The sequence below is a fragment of the Sporosarcina beigongshangi genome (genome assembly GCF_033485195.1).
GTDB lineage: Bacteria > Bacillota > Bacilli > Bacillales_A > Planococcaceae > Sporosarcina > Sporosarcina beigongshangi.
Genome location: NZ_JAWLIR010000006.1, coordinates 231,477 through 243,144 on the forward strand (window position 1 = coordinate 231,477; position 11,668 = coordinate 243,144).

The window sequence follows — 11,668 nt, forward strand, 5'->3', positions numbered from 1 at the left end:
GGGATAACTTTGGAACTAAAAAAACTGAATTACTTCGTTACAATTGTTGATCAAATGAGTTTTTCAAAAGCAGCAGAGAAACTTCATATTTCTCAACCATCATTGAGTAAGATGATGAAAAATATGGAGAGTGAATTAGGATTTCAGCTGATTGAACGGAATACAAGGAATATTAAATTGACTGAAGCGGGAGAAATTTTATACAACAGGGCGCTCCATCTTTTATTAGAAATGGAGATTGTGAACAAAGAAATGCAGGAAGTGAAGCTTGTTGGTAAAGGGGAAATTCGACTAGGGATGATCGAGTCAGTGAAGCATTGGATTCCAAAAGTGCTTTCTCGGTACAATAAAAAATTTCCTGAAGTCAATATTACATTAACAGAAATATTGAGTGGCAACGATGTGAAAACGTCGTTGAGAAGGTATGAAACACATGCAATCATTACGAATCAGCTTGTTAAAGAAAGCGATATTGAAACCATTCCTTTGTATAATGAAAAGCTCGTTTTGGTACTTCACGAGAGTCATCCGTTAGTAGAAAGTGAAGTCATATCCCTAAACATGCTGGAGAAGGAGCCGTTTATTATTAGTACGAAGGGGTTTCAAACTAGAGAAGATATTTTTCAGGCGTTTGATTTAGAAGGAGCTACACCAACCATTAAATATGAAATTGAACGGTTTGAAACGGTCTTAAGCCTCGTGCGTGAAAACTTGGGAATAGCGATTATCCCAGAAAATTACTTGCAAGGGCCTCGTGATTATACAATTAGGAGTAGAACAATCACTTCATCCGCGCTAGAGAGGACTGTGTACTTAACATTTATGAAAAATCGTTATATATCACCGTCTATCCAAGCTTTTATAACAGAGACAAAGGGGTTTTTCAGTTGAAAAATAAAAAAGACAGCCATGCAAACTGTCTTTTTGGAAACTAAATCTCTAGTTGTTCGAAAATCAATTCTAAACGCCCAATGCATCCCAAAGCCAATAATAATCGCGAATGGTGTCAGGTATTTCGATAAATAATACGAGCAATTGAAAAAATGCCGATGCTAGCTAGACCTATGTTTTATTTCAGCAAGTAATTCTTTTTAGATAACTTTGATGGAATTCAAATGATGATTTCAATCCTTTCGATACAAACACCTAAATAGTAGCGCAAAATGGCAAGACTGTCACTCAAATGAGCGATGTATGAGACAACAGGGAGCCTCTTGTCTGCTATGATAGAGGTATAGATATAGCGATTATATAAGTTAACATAGGGAGGGAAATAACATGATTGGAAGAAATGATCCGTGTTCTTGCGGAAGCGGGAAGAAATATAAGAAGTGCTGCGGCTCAAAAGGAACAGACCTCGTTGAAATGCTTGTCAATGAAGAGCTAGATCGTGTGCTAAATGATTATTTTGCAGACTACCCAAAAGGTGACAATCGCAGTGAAATGATGCGTTTAATGCGCGAGTGGGTCATTCGTCTGAAAGATAGTTGGGAAGAAGAGCACATCGAAGAAGCGGCGAGTGAGTTTTATTTATTCATTCACAATAAAGAAGCTTGGCGTACATATGTAAGTGAGCAACTAAAGCAAGCGAAGCGTGAATCGGTGGCGGCAGTGTTGCAAGTATGGGATGAGCCGTTTATGTTGTTGGCGGAAATTACAGATGTCGAGCCGGACATGTTGAAGGTGCAGGAGCTATTCGGCGATAACACCTATCATGTGACGCGCAACGAAGGGATGCCGGCGGATGTCGGAACGTTGCTGTTTGGTACAGTGCTACGCGATCCGCGGAAAGTGGCGGATGCGATTGCACCAGTGTCGTCGATGATGTTTTTAGCGAAGTGGAGTAAGCAAACAAAGGCGTCGCTGATAGAACTAAGAGAAGCGGTAGCAGATAAGACGCAGGAGCAATTCATAGTGGACCATACGCTCGATATTTATGAGTTATTCATCAAACGAAGTATGGCATCGATGAATGAAATTGTGGAAGAGGTACTTGCGCCGACGCAATTAAGTGCATTACAAGCGATGGAAGCTGTGTTACGTGACTTGGAGCAGACGACGGAGTCACGCGAAATCATGCATAAATTAGCTGTTGCGTATTTCATGAATGAAAACAAGGATGTACCGGTAGAAGCAGATTTTCTTGCGGCGACGGTGAAGACAGGGATTTTAATTGGCATTGTCCATGGCACTGGCCTAGAAGATGAAGCTATTGTACAAAAGTATAGTGCTTCTTCTGAAGGAATGGCTGTCTATGTTAATGAACTTGAAGCGCTTTACGCAGAGATGATGAATAGCGGGGACGAGCCAATGGCAGCACAATTATACGACATTGGAACAGATCCGAAGCCAACAGAAAAAGCATTATGGGAAACGTCGATGACGACAGCGGGTGTTGTGCAACCTGAACGAAAACCGAGTGTCGCAGAAGGGCGTGCACAGCTGTTAGCGTATGAGGCTTATGCGGCAGAAACGGAAGAGGAGCGCCGGAAATTAGCAGCAAGTGCGTTAGAGATCGGGCCGAATAATCCAGATGCGTTATTACTGCAAGCGGAAGTGGAGCGAGATTCCGAAGTAGCAGCGGAGTTATACGAAAAAGCCATTCACTATGCGAGCAAGACATTTGAGCCAGGCGAGAATCCGTGGCAAAATATCCCGAATCGTCCATTCATGCGTGCGGCATTTGCTTATGGCGCTCATTTGTTTAGTGAAGGGGATTATCATGAGGCAGCAGGCGTATTTTTGGATCTTATCAAGCTGAATTGGAACGATAATCAAGGCGCGAGATATGAAGCGGTAGCCTCGCTAATTCACGCGGGACGTTATAATGAAGCAGCAGAAATTATGGTGCGCTATGAAAAAGGATCTCAGCATGATGCAACTTATTTGTATTTGGATTGGAAGCTTGATTTGGAAGCATCGAAGGGTGAATCGGCGGAAGCGGATGGTATGCTGAAGTTGGCGGCCAAAGCGAATAGTCATGTCATCAATCTACAAACGTTTAAGTCGAAAACGATTGCTTATCCAAGATACCAAGAGATTCATCCGGGCAGCGAGGCTGAAGCAAGGTATATTTGGTTGTTAGTGAATGGTTTGAATGTGTAAGTAAAAGCGTGTCATCAGTCGAAAAGTCGGCTGGTGGCATGTTTTTTTGTAAGACGGTGATAACTATACACTGACGGTGATAAACCACTAATTGAGTAAAATCGCATGAAAAAGGTGGCATTCTACTGAATAGAATGCCACCTGAATTTTATTTTCCACCGAGTAAATTAAACAGCCCACCCGCGATACTGCCTTCATCGCGCGAGCCTCCGCCAGGTGTTTGTGGTGCAGCAGCAAACACGCGACTAGCAAGTCTAGAGAATGGCAATGACTGAACCCAAACGGTTCCTGGTCCTTTTAGTGTAGCGAAAAAGAGTCCTTCACCGCCGAATAATGCTGTTTTTACGCCTTTGACCATTTCGATATCGTAATTGACATCTTGCGTCATCGCAACGAGACAGCCTGTATCGACGCGCAATATTTCACCGGGATCGAGTTTGTACTCAATGATGGTCCCGCCAGCATGGACAAATGCCATGCCATCGCCTTCAAGTTTCTGCATGATGAAGCCCTCTCCACCGAAAAAGCCAGCACCGAGCTTACGCTGAAATTCAATGCCAATGGAAACGCCCTTTGCAGCAGCAAGGAAAGCATCTTTCTGACAGATAATTTTGCCGTTGTATTGGCTTAAATCCATCGGAATGATCTTACCAGGGTAAGGTGATGCAAAATAGACATGCTTTTTCCCGACGCCATCGTTGGTGAATGTCGTCATGAATAAACTTTCTCCTGTTAACACCCGTTTTCCAGCACCCATTAATTTACCCATGAGTCCGCCGGCGCCAGATGATTTAGAACCATCGCCGAAAATCGTTTCCATCTTGATGCCGTCCTCCATCATCATGAGGGAGCCGGCTTCTGCTACAACTGTTTCCTGTGGATCGAGCTCGACTTCAACGAATTGCATGTCATCCCCATATAGCTTGTAATCAATTTCGTGATTGTTCATGGGACCTGATTCCTCCTAATCAATTTTTATTGATAAGTAACCATACGTTTGATAATCAAAAAAGTTTCAGCGGACCTCTTCTTTTTTTAACGTATCCACATAGCTCCATAAGTATGTAACGATTTCACGTACTTCCGATTCAAAGTGCGTATCGCTGAATGTCTCATGGAAAGAACGAGTGACGGTTTCTAAAATGAATACACGAGGTTGTGCTGAATGAATTTCATCCAATAAAAATTGTGTGTACTGAACATCACTTGGCTTGGAATCGTTTTTTAACTGTTCAAGAAATCGAGTCAATTGCATGATTAGTATAGTCTTTACATCTGGCTTTGTTTCATCAGCGGACTGTAAATTTTCGAACAAATTTTCCCCGAGTAATCTGTCATTTGTTGCCATCATATCACTAATAATGGCGTCAATGCGTCTTGTCGTAAATTGCGCAAGTTGTAGGATATCGATTTTCACTTTTGTACTAGCATTCCAAAAATGAATGAGGTGCTGCATCATGCCCATGAGGATCACGGCACAGTCGGGTGCATACGATTGTGCCCCTTCCCCGTAAACATCCACCAATCTTTCAGTCAACCAGGAAATCTCCATGAAATGATGCCTGATGATGAAGGATTTCAAATCTTTGTCGCCCGAGTTGAAAACGGACTCGTAAATCGGTAGCAGATTGTGCTCGCGATTGATATGCATGCGAACGACAATTTGTTCAGCTAAAATATTTTTATCCCGAATGTCTTGGCCAATTAACAGTTCTCTTCTTTTAATCGTCGCTTCTTCGTGAGCGTATTCTAACATTGCCATGAGACATTCATTTTTTGATGTGAAATAATTATAAAAAGTTCCCTTGGAAATTTGAGATTCGTCTAAAATATCTTGTACAGATGTAGCAGTAAATCCTTTTTCTGCAAAAAGACGTCGAGCAACTAATAACACTTGGCGTTTACGATTATTCATAAAATCACCTTTTCTTTATGATTGACTGTCTAAACTATACTGTCAGTATAGTTATATCGTAGCGTACAAAGGCGATTATATCAATGAAATAAAGTTTATTTAAATGAAAGCGATTACCAAGGTTGCTAATTTTGGACTGACGGTATAAACTGTTCAACAGGGTGTACCAAGAGTACAAATTCTATACGTTAAGTAATAAATGGGGGAAGTTAGATGGACATTAAAAAAATGCACGACAAACCGCCTTATGGCATGATAGCGATTTTGTTTATAGGGGCATTCGTCGCTTTATTAAATAACACATTGTTGAACATTGCGTTGCCAACAATTATGGTTGAGTTCGATGTCAAACCATCTGTCGTCCAATGGTTGACGACGGGGTATATGCTTATCAACGGAATCTTAATACCGGCAAGTGCGTTCTTCATTCAGAAATTTACGAATCGTAGCCTATTTTTAACGGCTATGATGTCGTTCACATTAGGAACACTACTTGCTATGCTTGCACCGTCATTTGGGGTGTTGGTGGTTGCACGAATGATTCAAGCTGCAGGATCGGCGATGATGATGCCGTTGCTTATGAACGTAATGCTGACGGCATTCCCAATTGAACGTCGAGGAACAGCAATGGGGATTTTTGGTCTGGTCATGATTACTGCACCGGCAATTGGACCGACATTGTCCGGTTGGATCATTGAACATTACACATGGCGTACGCTTTTCGGTATTGTTTTGCCGTTTGCTATCCTGACTCTCCTTTACGCATTCTTTAAATTACGTAATATTACACCAAATCGTGATGTGAAACTAGATGTCTTTTCACTTGTTTTGTCGAGTGTTGGTTTTGGTGGTCTCCTTTACGGATTCAGCTCAGCAGGGGATAAAGGATGGGATGCGCCGATAGTTTATGGAACAATTATTATTGGTACAATCGCACTTGTAACCTTTATTGTGCGTCAGCTACGGATGGATGACCCAATGTTGGATTTCAAAATTTACAAACATCCGATGTTTGCTCTATCTTCCGCGATTTCGATTGTTTTATCGATTGCGATGTTTTCAGGTATGATTCTGACTCCGCTTTATGTTCAGACGATACGTGGTATTTCACCATTCCACTCTGGTATTCTTATGCTTCCAGGCGCGGTTGTTATGGGGCTTATGTCACCGATTACGGGTCGCTTATTTGATAAATATGGACCGAAGATTTTAGCGGTTGTCGGTCTTGTCATTACAACTGTTTCAACATACTATTTAAGTAAACTGGGTATGGAATCGGGTTATTACTATCTTATGATGATTTACACAGTCCGCATGTTCGGGATTTCTATGGTTATGATGCCGATTATGACGAATGGATTGAATCAGCTACCTATGATTTCAAATCCACATGGAACAGCTATGAATAATACGTTACAGCAAGTGTCGGGCGCTATCGGATCCGCAATTTTGTTAACGATTATGACGAAGCGGATGGAGTCAACGGGAGCTGGACTATTTGCTGAAGCTCAAGCATCTGGAAATGCTCCAACTACTGCCGAAGGGCTTGCGCTATTAAAAGAACAGATTGAAGCACAAGCAATGTTGGATGGCATTAACTTCTCGTTCTTTATATCAACAATCGTTGCAATTATTGCCTTGGTTTTAACATTCTTTGTGAAACGGGTCACACCGCCGAAGAATGATATGTCATTAGATAAATCACATGAAAGTAAAGCGTAAGCAATAGATAAGTGAGTGTGAACTCCGCATGGGTATTTTTAACCCGATGCGGAGTTTTATTGTGCATAAAATAAAGGGATATCGTGGGATATGTCGAAGTGGTTAAGTGAGTTTGTAAGCGTTTTCAATTTAGATGCAGAGTAGAGAGGGGAAATGAAGTAATGCGATTGAACAATTATATCGGTGGGGCATGGCAAGGCGTAGAGGGGGCGGATTATACGGCCGTTACCAACCCGGCAAATGGTGTAGAATTGGCACAAGTAAGGCTGTCGACGAAGGAAGATGTGGATCAGGCGGTGAAGGCAGCGAAAGAGGCACAGAAAAAATGGGCGCTTGTTCCGGCACCGAAGCGAGCAGATTATTTATATGAAATTGGGCGTTTAATGAAAGGCAAGAAAGAGCATCTAGCGCAGGTATTAACGAAAGAAATGGGCAAGGTCATCGAAGAGGCGCGAGGCGAAGTTCAAGAGGGCATCGATATGGCGCTTTATATGGCTGGCGAAGGACGTCGCTTGTTCGGAGAAACTGTGCCGTCCGAGCTACAGGATAAGTTCGCAATGAGCGTGCGTGCACCGATTGGAGTTGTCGGACTGATTACACCATGGAATTTCCCAGTGGCCATTGCAACGTGGAAGTCATTCCCAGCAATCGTTGCAGGCAATACATTTGTTTGGAAGCCGGCGACAGAAACGCCGATGATGGCGTATGAAATGGCCCTTATTTTTGAACAAGCGGGGCTGCCTGCTGGCGTTGCGAATATTGTCTTCGGTGCAGGTTCGACAGTGGGGACTGCAATGATTGAACACCCTGATGTGCGTGTGATTTCATTCACGGGGTCAACGGAAACGGGACGTCATGTGGCTGAAACAGGTGGACGTCATTTGAAAAAGGTATCGCTTGAAATGGGTGGGAAAAATGCAGTAATCGTGATGGATGATGCGGATATCGATTTGGCAGTGGAAGGAATTTTATGGAGTGCATTTGGGACTGCGGGCCAGCGTTGTACGGCATGTAGCCGCGTCATTGTGCATAAAGATGTTAAGAAGGAACTAGAGGAAAAACTTGTGGCTGCGATGCAAGGCTTGTCGATTGGTGATGGACTAGACGAATCGGTGAAGATTGGTCCGGTTATTAATCACAAGGCACTTGAGAAAATTCATAGTTATGTAGGCATTGGTCAACAAGAAGGTGCAAGGCTACTTGCGGGAGGCAATGTACTGATAGATGGAGTACTTGCTGCGGGGCATTATTATGAGCCAACATTATTTACGGATGTGAAATGGGATAGTCGATTAGCGCAGGAAGAGATTTTTGGACCTGTCGTGTCGTTGATTGAGATTAGTAGTTTAGATGAAGCGATAGAAGTGAATAACAGCGTAAAATATGGACTTTCAAGCTCGATTTTTTCGCGGGATGTCAATCAGGTGTTTCGGGCACAGCGTGATTTAGATACGGGGATAGTCTACGTTAATGCAGGAACGACGGGGGCTGAAATCCATTTGCCTTTTGGCGGAACGAAAGGGACGGGAAATGGTCATCGGGATTCGGGCGTAGCTGCACTCGACGTTTTTACAGAGTGGAAGAGTATTTATGTAGACTTCAGTGGAAAGTTGCAACGGGCGCAGATTGACACGGAATAATATCCTAGGTAGGGAGATGGGTGCATGAAAGTCGTTATACTTGGTGCGGGTTTGATGGGGAAAGAGGCGGCGCGTGATCTGGTGAAAAGTGATGAGGTGACGAAGGTCTATTTAGCAGACTTGAATGTCAGGACGGCAGAGGATTTTGCAGAAGAACTAATGTCCGACAAGCTCGATATTCTTCTTTTGGATGCGACAAATGATGTGCAATTGCGTGACGTTATGGCACTTGGCGATGTCGTTATCAATGCACTGTTTTATACATTCAATGAAAAAGTAGCGCGACTGGCAGTGGATATAGGTGTCCATTCCATTGATCTTGGCGGTCATATTGGTGGCGCAACGGACGCAGTACTAGGTCTTGCGGAGCAGGCGGCAGCGAAGGGTGTAACAATCATCCCCGATTTAGGGGTAGCGCCAGGAATGATCAATATTCTAACGGGTTATGGGGCTGAAAAGCTCGATAAAGTCGAGTCGATTAAATTATATGTGGGTGGCATTCCAGTGAAACCGGAGCCCCCTCTTAATTATAATGTTGTTTTTTCATTGGAGGGCGTGTTTGATCATTATACGGATTCCTCTCATGTTATTCGTGGCGGTCAGCTGTTGGAGGTCCCTTCCTTGTCCGAAATTGAACCAATTTTTTTTGATAAATATGGTGAGCTGGAGGCGTTCCATACATCAGGCGGTACTTCGACATTAACGAAATCCTTCCCGGATGTGGAGACGCTCGAATATAAGACGATTCGTTATAAAGGACACGCAGAAAAGTTTCAGTTGCTTGTCGATCTTGGATTATTGGCGCGTGATAGTGAGGTTGTTATTGCGGGGCAAACGGTCAAAGTGCGTGATGTGATGCGAGAGCATTTGTCGCCACAGCTACGACTTGGCGATAAGTCGGATGCTGTGCTACTGCGAGTCGTTGTCAGTGGTCAGAAGGGGGGCTCCCCTGTGACGTATGAATACGATTTAATTACGGAAAAAGATACGACTGTCAATGAAACCGCGATGGCACGTGCGACAGCAAATACGGTTTCAATCGTTGCACAGATGATTGGAAACGGTGTGATTACAAAGCGTGGGGTTCATCCGCCAGAAAGTATTGTACCAGGTGCGTTATATATGGAAGAATTGAAAAAGCGTGGCGTAGTCATTGTAGAAAAAGTGGAAACGAATAATGTCTCTGCTTGAGGGGGGAAAACAATGGAGTTCGGATTCACAGAAGAACAGATCATGCTGAGGAAAACAGCCCGTCAGTTTGTAGATGAAGAAATTATGCCGCATATTCAGAGATGGGATGCGGAAGGTGGGTTTGACCCTGCCATTTGGAAAAAGCTTGCGGATCTTGGTTTCATGGGTGTTTGTGTACCTGAACAATACGGTGGTAGTGGCATGGATTATAATTCGCTGGCCATTTTATGTGAGGAGTTAGAGCGTGGAGATACGGCGTTTCGGACTGCGGTATCCGTTCATATCGGGCTAAATTCGATGACGCTTATGCAGTGGGGGTCAGAAGCACAGAAACAGAAATACTTAATTCCACAGGCAAAGGGCGAGAAAATTGGCGCCTTTGGATTAACGGAACCGGGCGCAGGATCGGACGTTGCGGCGATGGCAACGACTGCTGTACGCGACGGAGATGAGTATGTGTTGAATGGTCAAAAAACATGGATTTCTCTTTGTGATGTGGCCGATCATTTTCTTGTTTTTGCCTATACGGATAAAACGAAAAAACATCATGGCATTAGTGCATTCATTGTGGAGCGAACGATGCCGGGCTTTTCATCAAAAGCGATTAAGGGCAAGTATGGCATTCGTGCGGGCAACACGGGCGAGCTGTTTTTTGAAGATATGCGTGTGCCGGCTGCGAATTTGTTAGGTGCAGAAGGGGAAGGCTTTAAAATTGCGATGGCGGCACTTGATAACGGTCGCTTCACGGTTGCTGCGGGTGCAGTCGGACTCATTATGGGCTGTCTTGAAGAAAGTGTGAAATACTGTCATGCACGCGAAACATTCGGTAAATCGATTGGTAGACATCAGCTTGTTCAGCAAATGATTGCTAACATGGAAGCTGGTTATCAAATGAGCCGTTTGCTTGTCTACAGGGCTGGCGACATGAAAAATAAAGGATTGCGCAATACGCGCGAGACGTCACTGGCCAAATGGCAGGCTTGTGACTTTGCTAATAAAGCAGCAGACGATGCCTTCCAAATTCACGGTGCTTACGGTTATTCTGATGACTATCCAGTTGCCAGGTTTTTGCGCAATTCGAAAGCACCCGTTATTTACGAAGGAACGCGTGAGATTCATACGATTATGCAGGCGGAGTATGTGCTTGGGTATCGAGAGGATAAGAAGTTGAGTAATATGTTGCCGGAATGGCCGTTTGAGTGAGTATGATGCCCTGATGGATGCTTCTATCGGGGTTTTTCTTTGTGAAAGGATGTAACAAAGGTTCTGATTCACCAATGGTTTTTAGAAACATCCAATTGAATCTTTCTTTACATGCCAACGTATGTATAGTCAGTATGATTTAACTGAAAGGGGAGAGTTAGATGGGCAAGTATACGATTAGTGAATTCATTAAACAGACAAAACAGGATGAGCAGGTGAGGGAGAATTTTGATCTTGAAACACCGCGTATTTTGGAGGTCAATTTAACGGACCTTGTGTGGGCTAAAACGGGCTCTATGATTTCCTATACAGGGCAAATTAAATTTGAGCGTGAGAAAATGCTGGAGCATGGCGTGGGGATGATGTTCAAAAAAGCCTTTACAGGTGAAGGCACTTCATTGATGAAGGCAACGGGAAATGGGCGTCTGTACTTGGCGGATCAGGGTAAAAAGATCACTATTTTTGACTTGAATAATGAGTCAATTACAGTCAATGGAAATGACCTTCTGGCATTCGAACCAAGTATTGATTGGGATATTAAACTCATGCGTAAAGTAGCGGGAATGATGTCAGGTGGATTATTTAACGTGACGTTACAGGGCAAAGGGAAGGTTGCTATTACGACTCATTTTGAGCCATTAACATTACTTGTTCGTCCGGGAGAGTCTGTCATTACTGATCCCAATGCAACAGTTGCTTGGTCAGGTCATTTGACACCGGAATTCCGCACAGATGTTAGTTTTCGGACATTCATTGGCCGAGGGAGTGGGGAATCGATTCAAATGGAATTTAAAGGTGAAGGTTTCGTCATTATTCAACCGTTTGAAGAAGTGTATATGACTGGCAATAGTTCTTCCTAAGAGGAGCAAGGGCGGCTTCAATGGAATCATTC

The 11,668-nt window shown here is 43.5% G+C and carries 9 protein-coding genes; 7 read left to right on the forward strand and 2 right to left on the reverse strand.

Going from position 1 to position 11,668, the window contains the following annotated elements:
• Positions 1 to 9 precede the first annotated feature (9 nt).
• Together R2B77_RS05590 and R2B77_RS05595 are read left to right on the forward strand one after the other, a co-directional pair.
• The gene (locus R2B77_RS05590; RefSeq protein ID WP_203247535.1) at positions 10 to 891 is read left to right on the forward strand and encodes a LysR family transcriptional regulator; all 882 of its coding nucleotides are present in this window, start codon (positions 10 to 12) and stop codon (positions 889 to 891) included.
• A gap of 387 nt (positions 892 to 1,278) precedes the next feature.
• Positions 1,279 to 3,105, forward strand: coding sequence for an SEC-C metal-binding domain-containing protein (locus R2B77_RS05595; RefSeq protein ID WP_203247536.1), 1,827 nt, complete (start codon positions 1,279 to 1,281; stop codon positions 3,103 to 3,105).
• A 148-nt stretch (positions 3,106 to 3,253) separates the two neighbouring features.
• Here R2B77_RS05595 and R2B77_RS05600 read toward each other — a convergent pair whose 3' ends face one another.
• Positions 3,254 to 4,054, reverse strand: a complete 801-nt coding sequence (locus R2B77_RS05600; RefSeq protein ID WP_203247537.1) for a TIGR00266 family protein — start codon at positions 4,052 to 4,054, stop codon at positions 3,254 to 3,256.
• 66 nt (positions 4,055 to 4,120) lie between these two features.
• Entirely contained in the window at positions 4,121 to 5,020 is a 900-nt protein-coding gene (locus R2B77_RS05605; RefSeq protein ID WP_203247538.1) for a TetR/AcrR family transcriptional regulator, read from the reverse strand.
• Between the two features lie 213 nt (positions 5,021 to 5,233).
• Here R2B77_RS05605 and R2B77_RS05610 point away from each other — a divergent pair, with 213 nt between their 5' ends.
• From R2B77_RS05610 to R2B77_RS05630, 5 genes are all read left to right on the forward strand, one after another.
• Complete coding sequence (locus tag R2B77_RS05610) at positions 5,234 to 6,742, forward strand: DHA2 family efflux MFS transporter permease subunit (RefSeq protein WP_203247539.1); 1,509 nt, start codon at positions 5,234 to 5,236, stop codon at positions 6,740 to 6,742.
• Between the two features lie 161 nt (positions 6,743 to 6,903).
• Positions 6,904 to 8,382: an aldehyde dehydrogenase family protein gene (locus tag R2B77_RS05615; protein WP_203247540.1), complete on the forward strand. Its 1,479-nt coding sequence runs from the start codon at positions 6,904 to 6,906 to the stop codon at positions 8,380 to 8,382.
• A gap of 24 nt (positions 8,383 to 8,406) precedes the next feature.
• Entirely contained in the window at positions 8,407 to 9,573 is a 1,167-nt protein-coding gene (locus R2B77_RS05620) for a saccharopine dehydrogenase family protein (protein WP_203247541.1), read from the forward strand.
• A gap of 12 nt (positions 9,574 to 9,585) precedes the next feature.
• Positions 9,586 to 10,776 (forward strand): acyl-CoA dehydrogenase family protein, encoded by a 1,191-nt coding sequence (locus R2B77_RS05625; RefSeq protein ID WP_203247542.1) that lies wholly within the window; start codon positions 9,586 to 9,588, stop codon positions 10,774 to 10,776.
• A gap of 161 nt (positions 10,777 to 10,937) precedes the next feature.
• The gene (locus tag R2B77_RS05630; RefSeq protein WP_203247543.1) at positions 10,938 to 11,636 is read left to right on the forward strand and encodes an AIM24 family protein; all 699 of its coding nucleotides are present in this window, start codon (positions 10,938 to 10,940) and stop codon (positions 11,634 to 11,636) included.
• The last annotated feature ends 32 nt before the right edge of the window (positions 11,637 to 11,668 follow it).

Excerpts from the sequence above, each read along its gene's own strand:
- R2B77_RS05630 (WP_203247543.1), top strand. The coding sequence starts at position 10,938 with ATGGGCAAGTATACGATTAGTGAATTCATTAAACAGACAAAACAGGAT.
- R2B77_RS05620 (WP_203247541.1), top strand. The coding sequence starts at position 8,407 with ATGAAAGTCGTTATACTTGGTGCGGGTTTGATGGGGAAAGAGGCGGCG.
- R2B77_RS05610 (WP_203247539.1), top strand. The coding sequence starts at position 5,234 with ATGGACATTAAAAAAATGCACGACAAACCGCCTTATGGCATGATAGCG.
- R2B77_RS05595 (WP_203247536.1), top strand. The coding sequence starts at position 1,279 with ATGATTGGAAGAAATGATCCGTGTTCTTGCGGAAGCGGGAAGAAATAT.
- R2B77_RS05615 (WP_203247540.1), top strand. The coding sequence starts at position 6,904 with ATGCGATTGAACAATTATATCGGTGGGGCATGGCAAGGCGTAGAGGGG.
- R2B77_RS05600 (WP_203247537.1), bottom strand. The coding sequence starts at position 4,054 with ATGAACAATCACGAAATTGATTACAAGCTATATGGGGATGACATGCAA.
- R2B77_RS05625 (WP_203247542.1), top strand. The coding sequence starts at position 9,586 with ATGGAGTTCGGATTCACAGAAGAACAGATCATGCTGAGGAAAACAGCC.
- R2B77_RS05605 (WP_203247538.1), bottom strand. The coding sequence starts at position 5,020 with ATGAATAATCGTAAACGCCAAGTGTTATTAGTTGCTCGACGTCTTTTT.